20 protein-coding genes are annotated in these 18,217 nt (G+C 31.7%); 18 read left to right on the plus strand and 2 right to left on the minus strand.

Annotation, left to right across the window (positions count from 1 at the left end):
• Nucleotides 1-184: 184 nt before the first annotated feature.
• The 16 genes from R9X47_RS00805 to R9X47_RS00880 all read left to right on the plus strand — a co-directional run bounded on the left by R9X47_RS00805 (nucleotide 185) and on the right by R9X47_RS00880 (nucleotide 14,405).
• On the plus strand, nucleotides 185-937 hold the full coding sequence (locus R9X47_RS00805) for a cell division protein FtsQ/DivIB (protein ID WP_432664778.1): 753 nt from the start codon (nucleotides 185-187) through the stop codon (nucleotides 935-937).
• A gap of 11 nt (nucleotides 938-948) precedes the next feature.
• Complete coding sequence (locus R9X47_RS00810; protein WP_432664779.1) at nucleotides 949-1,677, plus strand: DUF881 domain-containing protein; 729 nt, start codon at nucleotides 949-951, stop codon at nucleotides 1,675-1,677.
• A 16-nt stretch (nucleotides 1,678-1,693) separates the two neighbouring features.
• Nucleotides 1,694-2,407: a DUF881 domain-containing protein gene (locus tag R9X47_RS00815; protein WP_432664780.1), complete on the plus strand. Its 714-nt coding sequence runs from the start codon at nucleotides 1,694-1,696 to the stop codon at nucleotides 2,405-2,407.
• 12 nt (nucleotides 2,408-2,419) lie between these two features.
• Nucleotides 2,420-2,761, plus strand: coding sequence for a small basic family protein (locus tag R9X47_RS00820; protein WP_432667566.1), 342 nt, complete (start codon nucleotides 2,420-2,422; stop codon nucleotides 2,759-2,761).
• A 255-nt stretch (nucleotides 2,762-3,016) separates the two neighbouring features.
• The gene (gene ftsZ / locus R9X47_RS00825; RefSeq protein WP_432664781.1) at nucleotides 3,017-4,093 is read left to right on the plus strand and encodes a cell division protein FtsZ; all 1,077 of its coding nucleotides are present in this window, start codon (nucleotides 3,017-3,019) and stop codon (nucleotides 4,091-4,093) included.
• Between the two features lie 304 nt (nucleotides 4,094-4,397).
• Nucleotides 4,398-4,637, plus strand: a complete 240-nt coding sequence (locus R9X47_RS00830; protein WP_432664782.1) for a hypothetical protein — start codon at nucleotides 4,398-4,400, stop codon at nucleotides 4,635-4,637.
• A 620-nt stretch (nucleotides 4,638-5,257) separates the two neighbouring features.
• Entirely contained in the window at nucleotides 5,258-6,610 is a 1,353-nt protein-coding gene (locus R9X47_RS00835; protein ID WP_432664783.1) for a hypothetical protein, read from the plus strand.
• Between the two features lie 3 nt (nucleotides 6,611-6,613).
• Entirely contained in the window at nucleotides 6,614-7,525 is a 912-nt protein-coding gene (locus R9X47_RS00840; RefSeq protein ID WP_432664784.1) for a hypothetical protein, read from the plus strand.
• A 16-nt stretch (nucleotides 7,526-7,541) separates the two neighbouring features.
• On the plus strand, nucleotides 7,542-8,375 hold the full coding sequence (locus R9X47_RS00845; RefSeq protein WP_432664785.1) for a hypothetical protein: 834 nt from the start codon (nucleotides 7,542-7,544) through the stop codon (nucleotides 8,373-8,375).
• Nucleotides 8,336-9,973: an ATPase, T2SS/T4P/T4SS family gene (locus R9X47_RS00850; RefSeq protein WP_432664786.1), complete on the plus strand. Its 1,638-nt coding sequence runs from the start codon at nucleotides 8,336-8,338 to the stop codon at nucleotides 9,971-9,973. Before R9X47_RS00845 ends, R9X47_RS00850 begins: the two co-directional genes overlap by 40 nt.
• Nucleotides 9,970-10,992, plus strand: coding sequence for a hypothetical protein (locus R9X47_RS00855; RefSeq protein WP_432664787.1), 1,023 nt, complete (start codon nucleotides 9,970-9,972; stop codon nucleotides 10,990-10,992). Before R9X47_RS00850 ends, R9X47_RS00855 begins: the two co-directional genes overlap by 4 nt.
• Nucleotides 10,993-11,005: 13 nt before the next feature.
• On the plus strand, nucleotides 11,006-12,148 hold the full coding sequence (locus tag R9X47_RS00860) for a hypothetical protein (RefSeq protein WP_432664788.1): 1,143 nt from the start codon (nucleotides 11,006-11,008) through the stop codon (nucleotides 12,146-12,148).
• 13 nt (nucleotides 12,149-12,161) lie between these two features.
• Nucleotides 12,162-12,542, plus strand: a complete 381-nt coding sequence (locus R9X47_RS00865) for a hypothetical protein (protein ID WP_432664789.1) — start codon at nucleotides 12,162-12,164, stop codon at nucleotides 12,540-12,542.
• A gap of 118 nt (nucleotides 12,543-12,660) precedes the next feature.
• Complete coding sequence (locus tag R9X47_RS00870) at nucleotides 12,661-13,023, plus strand: hypothetical protein (RefSeq protein ID WP_432664791.1); 363 nt, start codon at nucleotides 12,661-12,663, stop codon at nucleotides 13,021-13,023.
• A gap of 95 nt (nucleotides 13,024-13,118) precedes the next feature.
• Complete coding sequence (locus R9X47_RS00875) at nucleotides 13,119-13,613, plus strand: hypothetical protein (RefSeq protein ID WP_432664792.1); 495 nt, start codon at nucleotides 13,119-13,121, stop codon at nucleotides 13,611-13,613.
• A gap of 18 nt (nucleotides 13,614-13,631) precedes the next feature.
• Entirely contained in the window at nucleotides 13,632-14,405 is a 774-nt protein-coding gene (locus tag R9X47_RS00880; RefSeq protein ID WP_432664793.1) for a hypothetical protein, read from the plus strand.
• A 178-nt stretch (nucleotides 14,406-14,583) separates the two neighbouring features.
• Here R9X47_RS00880 and R9X47_RS00885 read toward each other — a convergent pair whose 3' ends face one another.
• On the minus strand, nucleotides 14,584-15,135 hold the full coding sequence (locus R9X47_RS00885) for a DsbA family oxidoreductase (RefSeq protein WP_432664794.1): 552 nt from the start codon (nucleotides 15,133-15,135) through the stop codon (nucleotides 14,584-14,586).
• A gap of 311 nt (nucleotides 15,136-15,446) precedes the next feature.
• On the opposite strand from R9X47_RS00885, the gene R9X47_RS00890 reads away from it, so the two are divergent.
• Nucleotides 15,447-16,331, plus strand: coding sequence for a vanadium-dependent haloperoxidase (locus R9X47_RS00890; RefSeq protein ID WP_432664795.1), 885 nt, complete (start codon nucleotides 15,447-15,449; stop codon nucleotides 16,329-16,331).
• 97 nt (nucleotides 16,332-16,428) lie between these two features.
• On the opposite strand, the gene R9X47_RS00895 is transcribed toward R9X47_RS00890, so the two are convergent.
• On the minus strand, nucleotides 16,429-16,887 hold the full coding sequence (locus R9X47_RS00895) for a YbaK/EbsC family protein (RefSeq protein ID WP_432664796.1): 459 nt from the start codon (nucleotides 16,885-16,887) through the stop codon (nucleotides 16,429-16,431).
• Nucleotides 16,888-17,104: 217 nt separating this feature from the next.
• On the opposite strand from R9X47_RS00895, the gene R9X47_RS00900 reads away from it, so the two are divergent.
• Nucleotides 17,105-18,205, plus strand: a complete 1,101-nt coding sequence (locus R9X47_RS00900) for a GerAB/ArcD/ProY family transporter (protein WP_432664797.1) — start codon at nucleotides 17,105-17,107, stop codon at nucleotides 18,203-18,205.
• Nucleotides 18,206-18,217 lie beyond the last annotated feature (12 nt).

The raw sequence follows: 18,217 nt of genomic DNA on the forward strand, positions 1-18,217 counted from the left end.
AAGCGTTTTTCATACCAATAAGAGGAATAAAAATAGCGGCATAATTGCTGCTATTTAAAATGTTTGCTTATGGACAAGGGGTATCTTCCAGATTATTCATAGATAATTTTAAATTTTATTGGGTTTGAACGATTTCAAATTTTCAATGAATGATCTGGAGTTAATTATACTATAGGAGGAAATTATGGTTACGAGAAAACATAGGGTTGATAAAAAGGTAAGATATGGTAAAATTAAAATATATCTCTTGATATTCTTTTTATTGTCAACTTTGATTTTTATTATCCTATTTAAAACTAATTATTTTGAAATAAGCGACATCATTGTAAAGAACAATATCGAAATATCTAATGAAGAGATTGTAGCTTACTCTGGTGTTCGAATAGGGGATAATACTTTCAAATTAAAAACTTCAGAAATAAGAGAAAAAATTATAAAGACACCCTTTATAAAAGATGTTACAATTAAAAGAAAGCTTCCCAATAAATTGATGGTTGAAGTAGTGGAAAGGCAGAAAATAGCTGCTATTTCATATATGGGACTATATTTTTTTGTTGATAATGAAGGAGTTATCCTATACACCTCCCATGAAATAGATGATACCTATGTTATTGAAGGCTTTGAGTTTGAAAGCTTTACTGAAGGGGAAAAAATAAAAGTAAAGAGTGATGAAGATTTAAAAAGGGCAATAGCTCTTTGTGGGCTTTTAGAAAGCTCTGAGTTACCTATTAAGCCTAAAATAGCTTGTGTTGAAGGGGAATTTATATTATATTTAAATGATAACTTCAAAATTAAGCTGGGAAGAGGAGAGAACTTAGAAAGAAGGTTTGCCATTTTCAAAGCTATTTATAGGGATTTAACAAGTAAGAATGTTGATTCAGGGGTTGTTGATATAAGTCATGATGGTTATCCGACTTACAGTCCTTTTGGAGAATAGGAGGCATTAAGGTGAAAAGTTTCAAAGATAAAATTTTATTAGGAATTATGTGTGCTATTCTTGGAATAGTATTGTCATTACAATTTAGAGTTGTACAAGGAAATTATTTGGGTGGAAGAATTCCTAGTCAAAGGCTTGTGGAACTGAAAAGTGAACTTAAAAAGGTACAAGACGAGAAAGAGAAATTAGAGATAGAACGGGATCAATATGCGAAGAATTTAGAGGAAATAGAAGCGTCTGCATCCGATAATAGTGCTATAATTAAGAGACTTAATGAAGAACTAGAGAAATATAAGAAGATCGGCGGGTTAACAAGGGTAAAGGGTCAAGGGATTGAAGTATTTATTGACGATCCTCCAAAGGATCTTGATAATAACTACACAGGTAGTGTAATAATGGCAAAGTCTGAGTACCTTTTAAGAATCATCAACTATTTAAACTCTGCTGGTGCGGAAGCAATATCAATAAATGATCAGAGAATTATTGCTAACACAGAAATTCAAATGGCAGGAAGTAGTTTAAAGATTAATTCTATTCCAGCCGTTCCTCCTTATTATATAAAGGCTATAGGAAACCCAGATACCTTAAAGTCTTCTTTAGATTGGAGATTCGGAATCGTTGGGGAGATGAGGGAAACTTGGGGGTTACAAGTAGATATAAAAGAAATTGATGAAATCATAATTGAGAGGTATAATGGTATCATAAATTACAAGTATCTACGATCCGTAGACGAAAAATAAATTTTGGAGTGATTTAATGAGAGGAAGATATTCTAGGGTCACTATACTATTTCTAACAATACTCTTAGGCTTTTTAATTTCAGTCCAAATTAAAAATTTGAATAATAGAGATAAATATGCTTCGATAGACGATATTACAGAGTATAAGCAGATCATTGAGAAAGAAGAGGCTGAAATAGAAAATATTAAATTTGTTATCGAGGATTACAAAGCAAGAATTAATGAATTTAGTGATACTAAAATTAAAGACGGGGATATAAGTAAATTATTAGAGAAAGAAATAAAGGAATACAAAACTGTATCTGGATTTACAGATGTATATGGACCAGGAGTAACAATAATAATAGATGATGCAACTAGAGAACTGGTTGAGGGAGAAAATCCTAATTGGTTATTAGTTCATGATGCGGATATTCTAAACATCATTAATGACTTAAGAGTAGCCGGAGCTGAGGCCATATCTATAAATGGGCAGAGAGTTCTTTCTAGCACCGAAATCAGCTGTTCTGGTTATACTGTAGAGATTAATGGCGTGGATTATGGACACCCATATATTATAAGAGCTATAGGAGAGCCTAGGTATCTTGAGGCTGCGATTAATGGTCCAAACACAACAGGTTTCTGGTTAAAGGCATTTGGAATTTTTGTTGAAGTTAACACTAAAACATATATTAAGATACCAAAGTATGATGAAGATATTTCTTTTAAATATTTAATAACTGAAAAGTAGGTGATTTTATTGATTATAGGAGTATTGGGTATTATAATAGGATTAGTGATAGGTTTTTATCTCCCAGTAAATTTATTGCCTACAGTATATTCTGCGTATATATCTGTAGCTATACTGGCAGCAATTGATTCCGTTTTTGGAGCTATTAGAGCGAGCTTTGAAAATAAATTTAATTCTACTATTTTTGTTACCGGTTTCATAGGAAATGCGATGATAGCGGGACTATTAGCCTATTTTGGGGATAAGATGGGTGTACCTCTTTATTATGCCGCAATATTTACCTTTGGATCTAGGTTATTCCAAAACTTTGCGATAATAAGAAGGTTAATTATAGAAAAATTTAGTAATAGATAAAATATTTATTTTAAAAGAAGGAAATTGAAATATTTTGTTGAAATAGTAGTATTATATTATTTTATAATTTTTGAAATAATGATAGAATACATAGTAAATTACTATGAGATAGAAATTAAATGAATTTATATAATGCAAAAATTCATTATGTTTTATGTTGTTAAATATCTTTAAAATATTAATTATTTAAGAATACAAAATGTAGACTCTAAATTGCATTATATTCAGTAGATCGTCATGAAGGGGGTTTATTTAGTGTTGGAATTTGATATTGATGTTGAACAGTTTGCACAAATAAAAGTAATTGGTGTTGGTGGTGGCGGTAATAACGCTGTCAACCGAATGATAGATTCTAATCTAAGAGGTGTTCAGTTTATAGCAGTAAATACTGATAGACAAGCATTATATACGTCTAAAGCCGAGTACAAGATTCAAATAGGTGAAAAGTTAACTAGAGGCTTAGGTGCTGGAGCTAACCCGGATGTTGGAAAGAAAGCTGCTGAAGAAAGTAGAGATGATATCTACCAAGCATTACAAGGTGCAGATATGGTTTTCATTACTGCTGGAATGGGCGGTGGTACAGGTACTGGTGCTGCGCCTATTGTAGCCGAAGTTGCTAAAGACATGGGGATTCTTACCGTAGGAGTTGTAACTAAACCATTTATGTTTGAAGGTAAGAGAAGAATGCTTCATGCAGAAAAAGGGATTGAAGATTTAAAATCAAAGGTTGATACCTTAGTTACAATACCAAATGATAGATTGCTTCAAATAGTTGAAAAGAAAACTTCTATGATGGATGCATTTAAAATTGCAGATGATGTCTTAAAGCAAGGTGTACAAGGTATTTCTGACCTTATCGCAATACCTGGACTGGTAAACCTTGATTTTGCCGATGTAAAAACTATTATGTTTGAGCAGGGACTAGCTCATATGGGTACTGGCAAGGCTAATGGCGAAAATAGAGCAGCAGAAGCTGCTAAGATTGCTATTCAAAGTCCACTTCTTGAAACATCAATTAATGGTGCTAAAGGAGTTCTTCTAAACATAACTGGTGGTTCAAACCTTGGATTGTTTGAAGTTAATGAAGCTGCTGAAATAGTATCTCAAGCAGCAGATCCTGATGCAAACATAATTTTTGGTGCTGTGATAGACGAAGCATTAAAGGACGAGCTTAGAATTACAGTTATCGCAACTGGATTTGAAAATAATAAACCTATGCCAGCTAAAGAAGTGAAGATTAAGGTGCAAGAAGAAACTGAGGAAAAACCAGAAGAAGAGAACAACGATAGTGAAGTTCTAGATATACCTACATTTTTAAGAAGAAAAAGATAATAAGAATTATAATGAAAACTATATAGAGACAAATCTATTGAAAAAGACCATGTCAATGGTCTTTTTTGTTTTAAGCATGATGAATACTTTCCTAAGAACTGAAAGAAGGGGAGTAATAAGTTAGTCACAAGGTAGTCAGATTCAGGCTTGTAGTATTAAAATTGAAATATTCAATATAATGGGAATTTGAATATTTATTTACATAAAAAGAAATAATTAAAAACTATTGTCGAAATTGTTTACAATTACAATAAATGGTTATAAAATATATAAGAAGCTAAAAACATCTTAGGGAGGTGAAAGTATGAAACTAAGTCGAATGATAATTGTTACCTTAATTCTTATATGTTTATCAGCACAAATAGTATTAGCTGATGTAAGTATTTTTGGAAGCGATCCTCATTGTTCAGATGGACCAGAACATCATATTTGTTATACCGACACGGACAGAGAAAGTTGTGGTTGTTATACAAGGTATTACAAATGTTGTTGTGGAAAAATTGTGGAGGTACATAGAGGGAAATGCCCAGATCATCCATATTAGAAGAATGAACTAAAGTAGGAAAAAGATTCTAGCTTCAATTTTTATGGCGCTCTGTTTTTCAACGGTAATATCATTGAAAAAACAGAGCGCCTAAACTTTATCAGACAACTCAAAACTTAGTTTGCTTAGTTAAGCAATATAGTATAGATATTGATTCTCAATTTTATTTATATAAGATTTACACTATCGATACACAAAGAATTTTAATGCTTAGTTTGACCATTTTTTTCTCGTAATAAGAAATAAATATTACCGGATGAAACATCGATTACATTTACAAGTTCTGGTTAAAGAATGAACTTGTAGCAATTCTTTTAAACGATTTTTAAAAGTTGTAACTCTAGATATCATGCAAACAACGATGGTTGTAGTTTTGATATGCCTATATTTTTAAAAAGAAAAAGATAAAATAATTGAAACTATATAGAGACAAATCTATTGAAAAAGACCATAGAAATGGTCTTTCTTTTTATGCAAATGTCGAAAAATGCAAAAAAATGGCAGTTAGATAATGGCAGTCGCGAAATAATATGACAATTTATAGGGCAAATTGTTGACATTGGTATATAATGTATGTAAAATATCAATTAACTACTAAAATTATCCTGGAGGAAGAAATTATGGAAAAAATTTTACTAGGATTCCCCAGCTCGAAAAACATAGTTGATATAATTGAGAGATTTACATTTGAATTCAACAAAAAAGGTGTTAATGTTCAAATAACGCAGATGTCTTCTTTGAGAGAAATAGAGGAATCCTTACTTTGTGGCGATGATTACACTATTCTAATTCTTGAAGATCATCTAGATGATAAAAAGCAGGCAAGACCACAGTACTTTTCTAAGTTAATAAAAGAAAATCCACAGCTTAGAATTATATATTTAATTAGTGAGTCTTATCACAAATCAACTTACTTAGAGAGTATCTATGAATCAAAAGCCTATAACTGTTTATTTAAAAAGGATGGGAGTATAGAGAATATAGTTTATATTTCTCTAAACCCAAGAAATAGAATTGAAGCTAAGAGTTATTATGGGTTTGGAAGTAATACTGACGACTATATAGAAGATCATAGAAATTTTGTAAGCATGTCTGAAAAAACTTATAAGAACAGGATTAAAAACAGAGGTGTGATTATTAAAGAGAAAATTGTATATAAGGCTCCAAAGGACTACCAGAAGATAATAGGTATCTATAGTCCATATGCCGCAGGAAAGACCGTAATAGCATCAAACCTAGCTAAATACTATACTAAAATGAAGCTGGAGGTTACTTTGATAGATACAGACTATCATAAAAAGGACCTCCTTTATCATTTCCCTCTGGATGATGATGATTACTTCAAAATGTCTAACTTTTATAAGGATATAGCAATGGGAAAAGAAATATATGAGATTGATTCCTATGCAATTGAAATTGGGAGTAGACTTAAGCTATTTACAGATCACAGAGATTCACAATATGAAATAACCTTTGAGATGCTAAATTATATTGCTCGCAGCTGTGAGAGCAACCTGATAATTATTGATATAGCCAGTTATTTAGAGCCAGAGCTTGTAAATCAAATATTATCCCTATGTGACGAGAGGGTAATTATATCTGACAAAATGATATCAACCTTAAATGGGCTTCCATATAAACTAAGGCTGCAGAAGTATAATATGAAAAACCTCAGTTTGGTCATAAATAGAGATTTGAATGTAAAAGGCCTTTCAAAGAATAGGATTGTGAGCTATTTTAGGGATATAGAATTTTCTGAGGAAGAGATATACAGCTTTGAATTTAATAATGTTTTCTTCATACCTAATAAGTTTGAACTAATTGCTGAGTCAATGGCAAATAGAGATGTAGCCCTTGGTAAGGATAAGGAGTTTGATGAAAGTATTATGAGGATAGCTAATTCGCTGTATCAGACAAGTATGAAGTCGAAGGATAAGGGTGTTAAAGGATTATTAAAGATGTTGAGGAGGTAACGAATGAGTAAAAAGCAAAAGAAGTTAATTAGTATTGCAGCAGTATGTTTACTTTTATCGGCTATTATTTTCTACTATAACAACATAAGAATTCCTAAGATTATAGAAAACGTTGAAAATAGTGTAAAAAAGGAAATAGATATTGAAGCAATGCCAAAAAGAGATGTCGCAATCATTATTGATAAAAATGGAATTGATAAGTATACAATCTTAACTGATGAAGTAATCAAAAGCAAAATTGAAATAAGGCAATTACCTGAGCCCTTTATTGTAGAAGGATCGATTACTGATCTTAAGGATTTGAAAGAAAAGGTTGCCAAGGAAAATCTAAGGTATGGTGAACAGATACATTACGACGTGCTGTCTAACAAGTCTAAATGGTATGGAGATTATGATAGGCTTAAGGAATATAGAGTAAAAACACTAGTAGCAGATACCGTTTATGAAGGTAATCTAGTTGACGTCATAGTTAATTATGGAAACGGAGATTACGATGTAGTTTTACCAAAGACAAAGGTTATTAAGATTATTAGCCCATTTGAAGTAACATTACAGGATAGTGCCGATGGTGATGCTGCTGTAAAGAATAATCCAGCGAAACGAACGGATGAAGATAAGGAGTTTATAGTTGTTTTTTCTGTAAAAGGAGAGGATGATTATAAGGTTTTAAATCTTGCCTCTGAACTAGGATATTTTGAAGTGAGAAAATATGTTGATGAAAGGCAAAGTGCATCTGTTAGGACCTTTGACTATGAGAAAACAATAGAAATGCTTGAGTTGAAGCAAATAACGCTAAAACCTAATATCGAGGTAGAGAACGTGGAATCAGCAGAAAATGTGAGCAGTGAAAAAGAGGATAATAAAAAGATTCTGAAAGATGAAAATGATGAGGGAAAGATAGAAAAAGAAAGATGATATAGGAGGTTATTTCATGATTATATGTGTAACAGCTTTTAAGAAAAATATCGGGCAAACTACCATTTCAATAAATCTTGGCTCCGTAATTTCTAATCTTTTAAACAAGGAAGTGTTAATTGTAGATTCCGACACGGAAAATAAAGGTGTTGAAAAATATCTTTCTAATTCAAATTTTTGCAAGGGGCTAGATGAATTTGTAAACTTTAGAAACACAGGAATGTTAGACGATAATGAAACCTTCAAAAGCTGTGTAAAAGAAGTTAACTCAAAAATACATATAATGGCATCTAATCATTGTACGTTCTTAAATGATGAGGATGTTAGGACTCTTAAGTATTATTCAAATAAACTATACCCATTAACATTAGTAGACACAGTTAGAAATGATGAGACCGATATGTTTCTTAATTACTCTGACCTCATAATTGTTTCCTTAACTCAGGATAGAAAGGCTGTTCTGGAGATGCTAAGCTCTAATATATATCAAAAATATAGTGACAAAGTCATATTTGTTATTAATAAATATATAACCAAATTGAATGACGATAAAGTCTACTATACAAAGGATGAGATTATAGAAGATTTAAAGAAGAATGGTTTTTATGATAATGAGATATTTACGTTAGACTTTGATATAAACATTATTAATGAGGTAAATGACTTTACAATTCTGAACTCAATTAATATTGATACTACATATATAAATGGACTTAAAGGGGTATCTAAACATATTTTGTGTAAATATCTTGGATGCAGTTTTGAAGATGATAACGAGCAAATCGATGAAGCAAAGGGGGGCATACTTAAATGGATATTTCCCAAAAGATTATTAAACTCTATGAAATGATAGAAGATATAACCGATAACATCGATAGATACAGTGAACTTTTGAAAATAAGTAAGGATAAAGCTGAAAAGGATATAGAGTATTTTAAGGCACTACGAAAGAAGTCTAGGGGCAACAGGCAAGCAAGAATATATGTAATAAATACATATGTCAGATTTATGGTAAGTGTACTTAATTTTGATAAGGAGATCATAAAGGAATATATTGATTTCAATAATTTGCAAAGCAATGATATATCAATATTGTTTGAAATGGTATTGGATGTATTCGATATTAGTGAGTTAATAGATAAATATACCCTTGATGTAAAAATAACTGAAAAAGATATAAGAGAAATCGCCAAAAAAGAAGAAAAGCATTTATATGAACATTTCAATAAACCTATAGATCAAGTAAGGTTTTTAGCTACTTTAATTTATGCCAGTGAAGACGGACAAAGTGTAATTGATTCATTGCAGTATCAGAATATAAATGAAATCGGATTTTCACGAAAGGATTACATTTATATTGAGTATAGGAAGAATAAATACTATCTTTCTTTCTTAAGATTCAAAGATAATGAAACTGCACTAAATATCCAATCAAAGAACACAGTTAATACAAAACCACATTATGACCAGAATCATCCAATTGTAGTATCAAACAAAGATAATTCCAACAGAATTACTGTAGCTGGATATATAAGTACTCCTACAGATGAGCACTTATATTATAATGAACGGATTTTTAACCTCGAAAACATTTTTCTTGAAACCATGAGAGATGAGCTTAGAACAATAGACGATTTAGTATATGAGTTAATAATGATTCACTTAGAAGGAAAGGGGAAGCACCTTGTAACTGGAGCAGATGCTGGAGTTGGGAAAAGTACATTCTTAAATTCAATGATTCTAAAAATACCGGACAAGTGGGGAATTCTAGTACTAGATTCATCCTATGAGCTGCAATCGGATAAAAAGGCTCCTGATAAGAATATTTATTTCTTAATCGAAAATCCATTACTCAGCGTAAGACAGAATTTTGAATATGGATTGAAAATGGCAAGGGATATTATTAATTATGGGGAGATTGTTAAGGCGGGACAAATGGCTGAACTGATTAATGCAGGGTTAAGGTTAAACTCTGGAATAGGAGCCACACTTCATTCTTTTTCACCCTTCGAAGTTATACAAAACTGTAGGAATCTTATGATGAGGTCTGATATGTATGATGATAGTGGAGTAGCTGAAGGAGATGTTGCAAGGTGTGTGGATATTATATTTCATTTAGGTAAGCATCCCAAGGACAAAGGGAGGATTATCCTTCAGAATGTTGTTGAGGTCATATACATTGACCAAGATACCTATGTTGAGCCTATGCTAACAGGTAAAAGAAAGGACATGATATTTAACCTATTAAAAATGTCCCAATTAGCTCTCCATAAGTATTTATATAGAAAGAATTATAAGTATAATGAAATAATTAGGTACGATGAAAGAAAAGATGCCTGGATACCTATAAATCTGCCTTCAAGTGAGTATTTTAACAGGATATCCAATTATGTAAGCAGAGAAAAGATAGACAAATGGATTAATAGATTTATGGAGAAGGTGGGATGATGAAAGTATTTAGCAATTTTTTTGCAAATTTACGTAATGGACTTTCTCTTTTAAAAGAGCATTTTGTACTCAGCAATATACTGATTTTAATCCTTCTGTTTATAGTGTTAGTAATAGCTGTACTTTTAATTTTTGAAACAGTCAGGAAGAAAACAATTAAAAGTAGATATCGGATTAAGAGAGATAGAGAGGCACCTCTGAAAGGAATAGTTGATATTATTGAAAGATCGACCTTTGGAAAAAAAATCATAGATAGCATTACATTTAAGATATGTCTTTACAATAGAAATTCCATAGCAAAAAATAAAGAGTATTCAGTAATAGTTCTATTTTGCTTTCTTGTTTTTTCAATATTACTGTTAATGATGGTAATTCCAGATACAAAGATAGTGTGGTATTTGACGATAGTTTATTTTCTACTGTTTCTAGGTCTGTTTTATCTTTCGTTATATATTTTTAATATCATGGCAAAGAGAAACTTTTCTAATAAAATGCCGTCTACCTTTTGGCTAATAAACGATCGACTGATTTATACTGATAATATGCTTAAGGCCCTTGAAGTATCTAGGAATGATTTTGACAAGCCTGTCAAGAGAGAGATAGACAGAGTATATTCCGCCCTTACAAAAAATACTAGGGCAATGGCTGATAATACATTTAAATTCCTTGAGAAGGTTTACAATAATAAGCATTTTACATTACTTCTAAATCTAATATACCAAGGACACTATAAAGGAGTTACGAAAGAACTTAAGGAGCAATTTGAAAAGACAACTGAGGAGATATTAATTGAGTTAGAAAATCAGAGAGACATCTCTTTTAATAGTAGGATGTACATTTTTTTGACTCTAACATTTGTAATTTTCATAGGGCTGATTGAGAAATACAATATAAATGCTTTAGGTGATAAGGCAATGCTTTACTACAGTTCACCTCAAGGGATAATTTTTAAGATCATTATTTTAGTAGCAATTGTTATGCATGTTAGTATTTTAATAATTATGGAAAGAAATGCTTAGAGAGGGAGTTGAAATGAGAAATTTATTTTTAGCGCCAATTCTCATATTTGTCATCATATATATCTATATACAATACTTTGAAAGTAATAGATTTATGAAATTTAGAGACAAAAAACTGAGGAGTTTAAAGAAAAAAGGAGTTAAGTCATCCTTCGTTGACTTTATATACTCTGTTTTCACGCCTAAGCCAGATAGTAAAACTTATAATAGATATGTTCATTTACTCAGGTACTCTAATTATTCAGTAAAGAACTTTTTTGTTTTTAAGGTTGCTATTTTAATGTTAGCTGTATCATTTGCTCTTTTAATACATGCAACAAATATTAAGATCTATGAAAGCAAGATATTCAATTCATATGAATACAAGGTTGATCTAATATTTCAAGATAGTAATGAAAGCGTTGATAGAAAAAAGGCCTTGAAAGAGGAGATAGACTACCTAAAAACTATACTAAAGGAAGTTGATAAGGAAAAGTTTTTTACCCTCGATAAAGAGTCACTTCAAAGTAGTATATACAATATAATAAGCAGCGACGATATAAAGACGGAGCTTTCAAAGCACACCTTGGCAAATAAGCTTTACCATAGATTAAAGGATTACTATTTAATTAGGAAGATAAGGTATATACCTATTTTAATTATTTTGGTTGTGATATTTTATATACCTGATGTATTCATATTATTTAAAAACCTATTTATAAAAAACGATAGAAGGAGGGAGCTTAAATTTCTAAAAAAATTGATTATCCTAAATGGGAGTATTAAGCCGACATCCTTTTTAGAAGTTTTGACAATAATGATTGACAAATCCTATTTTTATACTGAATTGCTTAGAAAGATTGAGAAGCTTAATCATAAAAATAGTGTTGACAGGAAAGGAATGTATAGTGAGATTATAAAGAGTACCAAGGATTTAAATGAAAAGCTATTTTTGGAAAAGCTAGAGCAGGCAAATAACAATAACTTTGAATTTGCAATTTCAAATATAGAAAAAGATTTTAGAATTGAAAAAAGGCAGGACGCTAGGAAGGTTAAAAAGATAATACAAAATATAGATATTACTGGATTGGCTGGGGCTTTGATGATAATCTTCCTTTTAACATTGTATTTATTGATGCCTTGGCTAGATTCATATAACCTTAACGAGATTTTATAGAAAGGAGGAGATCATGTCCAGCATTGTCTATGAGGTGCTAATAACAGTGCTTATTTTAGCACTTGTTATTTTAGGGATTGGACTTTCACGAGGTGAGCTTGAAATTATACATGCAGTATTAGATCATAACGAAGATATTGAGAAAGTAGATAAGAATGATTATCTTAACTTAGATAGGAATGTTGTCAATGGGGGGGATGTAATAGGGTTTATAAGATACTTTAAGGATGAGAGCAATGTTGAAGTTAAGGTCACTATTGGAGCAAATATTAAAAGCTATGTAACCGAAACCTATGACGCAGATCAATTTAGTATTGATCATGAGATGAATTTTAATAACACAGTTACATATGAGAATAACAAAATAAAAAAAATAGAGTGCGTTCAGCAATAGAGAGATTCCAGTGAAAACTTTAATTTATACACATCAAAAATCCCCAGAATCATCGGATATTTTGATATATATAAATCTAGTTTCACTAGGAACTCTCTACGAAAGAAAGGGGTTTATTATGACTAGAGTTATTGTTTTGATACTTATACTTGTACTTACATTATCACTTTTTGGTATAGCAGTTTTAGGACAAGCTTCTGGGGCTAGGGAGCTTGCAGAGAGGGGAACGATTGAGCAGGATAAGGTTAACATGATGTTAAGCAATCCTAATATTGTGACGGGTAACACTGTAAAAAGTTATATTGCAAGAGCCTCAAAAGATTCAAACTTGACAATTGACGTTGATGATGAAGATGGTGATCCTTTAAGTGAAAGTAATATAATCGAAGGCGCTTTATTCGAAATGGAAAAAACATATGATGAAGATGGGAAACTAGAAAGAGTCGATTTCGATAGAGTTGATTTAAGCAAAACGAAGTAAAGTTTGAGTTGTGTATTGAGCTACTAAATGTTATATCAATAGAAATTCGTAACTTAAAAACGACTTAGATCGTTTTCTACTAAGGATGTGATTTATTGGCTGGAAGAATGATGTACAGTATATTCTTTATGTTTGTTGCCACACTGTACTTGCTTTTGATGATAACATACTCTGAACACGAGAAGCATGAACAGGTAATTGACTCGTTAAATTATAACACCTGTGAAATTATAGCCACAAAGGGAATATTCACACAGGAACTATATGACGAGTTGACAAGCTCAATAAATAAGTATGGTGACTATATTGTAAAGCTTAGATATGATAAGCAGATTAAACCTGGGATATATGATACTTTCTATGAAAATGAAGAAATAATCGATGAGAATTTAAAAATAGGTGATAAGATTACAATTTATTTAGAGGATAAGAATCTGTCTATCTTTGGTCGATTTATAAATGCATCATTTTTTGGATTACAGCCTGAGAACTTTCTGAATGAGAGAATACTGTCAATAAAAACAATTCCAATATCGAAAAATTCACTTGATGAAAATAATCCAGATGATGAATTAGGAATAAATAAATGATCGAGGAAAGGATAGGCAATGGGTAAAGTTATATTCTTTGTTTTCTTTATATTCTTTGTTACTGTAGTATTCATCCCTAATATGATTTTAATAGATAATAACAACGACATCGAACTTATGAAGCAAAATCTAAATCTGGCATCTAGAGCTATTATCAATTCCATAGACAAAGAAATTCCCAATTCTGGCGAAATGTCTGATGGATATAATAAGAATTTTTACTATGATGTCAACATAGATCATGAAAGACTTCTAAAAGAGTTTTATGATGTTTTAAGAAAAAATATAGTTGATGATAATGAATATGAATCAGTAAAGGACAATGTTAAGTCAAAAATTCTAGTTTATCATGACAAGTTTTTCATTGCTGATGAAAAGGATTTATGGTCACCACCATTCTTTTTTATGGTAGAGCATAATGGGACAGATATTTATCTCAACTCAATGGATGACAAAGCCTATTATTACGATGATACAGGAAGTAAGGTGTATAAAGATATTTCAGAATATGGAATAACTCTAAGGCAAAAGAACGATATAATAATTGATAAAGTAAATCAAACCGTGGGACAATTGACATACGAAGTCGGGCTAAGGGACGGGATAAACATAAAGATACTTAATAAAGATAATGATGATGTAAATTATATTGTTCAAAACCGTCATTTCAATATTTTAGATGGACTTACCTTTTTCGTAGTGTTTGTGGAAAATAAGCCTTTGGAGTTTGACGGTAAGAGGTTGGATTATAAAAATTATAATGTTGCTGGTTATACTTTGGAAGATATTTAATTTTTAAGAGGCTGAACATATCTTAAAGCTGTATAGGGAATGGTAAACTTGAAGAAACTTGATATCAAAAAGTTAAAAAGCTTTAAAACTCAGGCGGCTTGGCTAGTACTAATGTACATGCCAAGCCACCTAAATATCTCAAATAGATCAGATATTAGATACTAAATTAACATCCAAATCATTTAACACGATTCTTGATATCATCGAATAAGCTTCTAAATACGTCTATGGACTGTGCTCCAACAATGGCGTACTCATTATTGACAACAAAAGTCGGTGTACTACTTATGCCTAGATCTTTAGCTAAACCTAAGTTATCTTTTAACAAAGCCTCATATTTTCGTGTTTTAATAACATCAGATAAATTCCCTTGATCCAACCCAACGGACCTTCCTATATCTACTAAAACTTCAATATTACCTATGTTTCTGCCATCTCTAAAATAAGCATCCATAAGGCGCCTATGATATTCATCAAACTTACCAGCACTTCTTGCGTATTCTGCTGCTTGTAAGGCATTATGAGAGTTAGGCATTAGCTTAAGCTCACCGAATTCGATACCATATTTTTCTCCAGTATCAGCTAATCTTTGCATGTTTGCCTTAAAGTTATCAGCACCGAATCTTTCGGTAAGAGATACTCCCTCTGCTGGAGTTTCAGGATGAATTTCAAATCCAACCCATTCCTCCCTGATCTCATAATCCTTCTTTAATTCACTGACAATACCCATGCCAATATAGCAGAAAGGTCAAATATAATCAGAAAATATCTTAATTACAAATTCCATATCGTAACCTCCTCTTTTAGTTAATTGCTCTTAGTACTTTCCTAATATTGCTTACATTATAATTAATACCCATGATAATAATTAAAAAACAGAAGGTTAGATCTAAAAAATACAAAGTTATAATAAATAGTTGTCTTTTTATAGTTTTTTTAGCAAAACCCATAAAATGCTTAATTACTCGAACCTATTTCAACTCCTTACATATTATGAAGCAAAAAGTTGCTTGTACGCCATTAAATATAAGAAGGAGTTTTATGATGATTACAGATATTATTTGCGATATAGGTGATGAGGTTAATACACCAAGGAAATGGTCTCAGCTTTCATATGCAGGAGAAGAGAGAGTACCAGCTAGTGAAGAACCATATGCAAATTCTTGGCCAACTTACTTTATAAGAAGAGATAAGGAAGGGCGATTTACTGATAAAGAAGGGCGGATTATTGCCTTTAAAATAAGAAGTCCAGACTCAGGAATTGATTTTCAAGGTAAACAACTGGAAATTGTAAAGAAAACCTTGGAAAATCTGACCAGTAAACAAAAAAAGATAGCTACCTATTGGGGAACAGGGCCTGCAACAAAGCAATGGACACCAATAATAGATATATTAATAGATACCTACGGTATTTCGGCACCAAGAGCTGCACGTATCTTAGCGGCTACTCAAGGAGCTTTAAATGATGCTTTTGTAATTGCATGGCATTTTAAATATAAGTGGAAAATAGCTAGACCGAACCAATTCGATCAGGAACTAGCTACTTTCTTATGTACACCATTACATCCGTCCTACCCGTCAGGCCATGCTGCGGTTGCTGGATGCGCAGAAACTGTATTAAGCTACTTTTTTCAATCAGAAGAAAACAGACTAAACGAATTGGCAAATGAATGTGCATTATCAAGGCTCTATGCAGGAGTGCATTATCCTGTTGACAATAGGGAAGGATTAAGACTAGGAAAACATATTGGAAGAATTGTTATAAAGCAATTGAGAAAGGAATATGATAGTAATCAATCTCAAATAGATTATCCAATAGTTGTAAGTAAAAAAGCAAAATTACCACCACCACCATATAAACAAGTAATACCTTATACTAGTGAAGAAAAATGTAGTTCAAAGATATTGCCGGATGATTCTGAGTGATTTTCATTTAGCTTGAAAGGCATCAATTAGAAGGGTCATAAAACTATTAAGCTATTCTCTAATCGATGCCTAAATTTCTTTTTGCAAGATTCGACATCTATTTACATACATCTATCCATTGACCGTGGGTAATATCTTTAAGTTCATCGGGTGAGATTTTAATAGATGAGTTGGTTGATCCAGCTGCTGGATAGACAAACTCGAAGTCCTTGAGTGAGGCATCTAAGTATACTTCCAAAGGAGTTTTTAAGCCAAAGGGACATACTCCACCTACTGGATGACCAGTTATTTCTGATACCTCATCATATTTAAGCATTTTACATTTTGTTTTAAAAGTATCCTTATACTTTCTATTATCTATTCTAGCATCTCCCTTTGTAACGATAAGAATATTCCTATCCTTTAGTTGTACTGCAATAGTTTTTGCAATAAGAGCTGGCTCTACCCCGTGGGCCTTAGCAGCTAGATCAACAGTTGCAGTACTTTCATCCATTTCAAATATCTCAAAGTTTAAATTTTTCTCTTCAAAATACTTTCTTACATCTTCTAAAGCCATTCTAATCATCTCCTAGGTTTAATATTCCATATATATACTTATCTAAACAAGTTCATTATACCATCATTTGCAAATGATGTTAACTGCATTTTTATAAAAAGGTTTGCATAAATGTACTGAGACCATTAGAGATTATTATAACTAAAATTTGGTTAAACTATAACCTATATATAAGCTTAGTAAAGGAGACAATGGAAGATCCTTAGAGGAGAAGAGTATGAATAATGACATAATTACAGACAAGCAAGGAATAGTATTAATAACTCTATTCATAATGGGGAGCAGTTTAATAATAGGTACTGGAAGCGAAGCAGGAAAGGACTCGTGGATAGCTATAATTATTGCTATGCTTTTTTCATATCCAATATTAATGATATATGCTAGAATTCTATCACTTTATCCAAACAGGGATTTACTTGATATACTTGAATATGTTTTTGGTAAAATATTCGGGAGATTTATAGGCCTAGTCTTCACTTGGTTTGCCTTTCACTTGGGTGCCTTAGTTATTAGAAACTTTGGTGAATTCATAAATGATGTATCAATACCTGAGACCCCGGAAATCATTCTTATGATATTTATAGCATTACTATGTGCTATTGGAATTAAAGCTGGAGTTGGAATGCTTTGTAGATGGAGCGAGTTGGTTATAGTTGTACTTATCTTTTTTGTGATTATTTCAGTATTGCTATTAATTCCGGATATGAATTTAAATAATATAAAACCTATATTCGGAAAAGGACTAAAACCCATTTTGCTGGGTTCCTTTTCAGTTTTCTCTTTTCCATTTGCTGAAACCATTTTGTTCTGCATGGTATTTTCATCTCTAAGCAATAAGAAATCTCCATATACAATATATACATGGGGTATGGTGTTGGGTGGAACCATTTTATTTATAGCAACACTTACGGAAATTTTAGTTCTAGGAGAAACACAATTTACTTCAGTATATTTTCCATCACATATAACGGTTAGCAGAGCAAATATCGGAGATTTTGTGCAAAGATCAGAAATAATAGTAGCAATTTCATTTTTGGGAGCAGGCTTTGTGAAGGTGTATATATGCTTACTGGGAGCTTGCAAAGGAGTTGTAAAAACCTTTGGGTGTAGTGACTACAAATTTATTGCAATTCCTATTGCGCTATTGACGGTCAATCTAGCCCATTTTATTTATGAGAGTTTAATAGAGATGTCAGAATGGGCATTTGAAATATGGCCCTATTATGCTTTTATATTTCAGGTGGTTTTGCCGATTATTGTCTGGATTGGTGCAGAAATTAAACATAAGAGTTCAAAAAGAACTAATATCAAAACTTGAAAAAATATATAA

It is taken from the genome of Wukongibacter baidiensis (genome assembly GCF_050888315.1).
Lineage (GTDB): Bacteria > Bacillota > Clostridia > Peptostreptococcales > Caminicellaceae > Wukongibacter > Wukongibacter baidiensis.

Coding starts and splice junctions, on each gene's coding strand:
- R9X47_RS00805 (WP_432664778.1), top strand. CDS start 185: ATGGTTACGAGAAAACATAGGGTTGATAAAAAGGTAAGATATGGTAAA.
- R9X47_RS00815 (WP_432664780.1), top strand. CDS start 1,694: ATGAGAGGAAGATATTCTAGGGTCACTATACTATTTCTAACAATACTC.
- R9X47_RS00830 (WP_432664782.1), top strand. CDS start 4,398: ATGAAACTAAGTCGAATGATAATTGTTACCTTAATTCTTATATGTTTA.
- R9X47_RS00835 (WP_432664783.1), top strand. CDS start 5,258: ATGGAAAAAATTTTACTAGGATTCCCCAGCTCGAAAAACATAGTTGAT.
- R9X47_RS00840 (WP_432664784.1), top strand. CDS start 6,614: ATGAGTAAAAAGCAAAAGAAGTTAATTAGTATTGCAGCAGTATGTTTA.
- R9X47_RS00845 (WP_432664785.1), top strand. CDS start 7,542: ATGATTATATGTGTAACAGCTTTTAAGAAAAATATCGGGCAAACTACC.
- R9X47_RS00850 (WP_432664786.1), top strand. CDS start 8,336: ATGGATATTTCCCAAAAGATTATTAAACTCTATGAAATGATAGAAGAT.
- R9X47_RS00855 (WP_432664787.1), top strand. CDS start 9,970: ATGATGAAAGTATTTAGCAATTTTTTTGCAAATTTACGTAATGGACTT.
- R9X47_RS00860 (WP_432664788.1), top strand. CDS start 11,006: ATGAGAAATTTATTTTTAGCGCCAATTCTCATATTTGTCATCATATAT.
- R9X47_RS00865 (WP_432664789.1), top strand. CDS start 12,162: ATGTCCAGCATTGTCTATGAGGTGCTAATAACAGTGCTTATTTTAGCA.
- R9X47_RS00870 (WP_432664791.1), top strand. CDS start 12,661: ATGACTAGAGTTATTGTTTTGATACTTATACTTGTACTTACATTATCA.
- R9X47_RS00880 (WP_432664793.1), top strand. CDS start 13,632: ATGGGTAAAGTTATATTCTTTGTTTTCTTTATATTCTTTGTTACTGTA.
- R9X47_RS00885 (WP_432664794.1), bottom strand. CDS start 15,135: ATGGGTATTGTCAGTGAATTAAAGAAGGATTATGAGATCAGGGAGGAA.
- R9X47_RS00890 (WP_432664795.1), top strand. CDS start 15,447: ATGATGATTACAGATATTATTTGCGATATAGGTGATGAGGTTAATACA.
- R9X47_RS00895 (WP_432664796.1), bottom strand. CDS start 16,887: ATGGCTTTAGAAGATGTAAGAAAGTATTTTGAAGAGAAAAATTTAAAC.
- R9X47_RS00900 (WP_432664797.1), top strand. CDS start 17,105: ATGAATAATGACATAATTACAGACAAGCAAGGAATAGTATTAATAACT.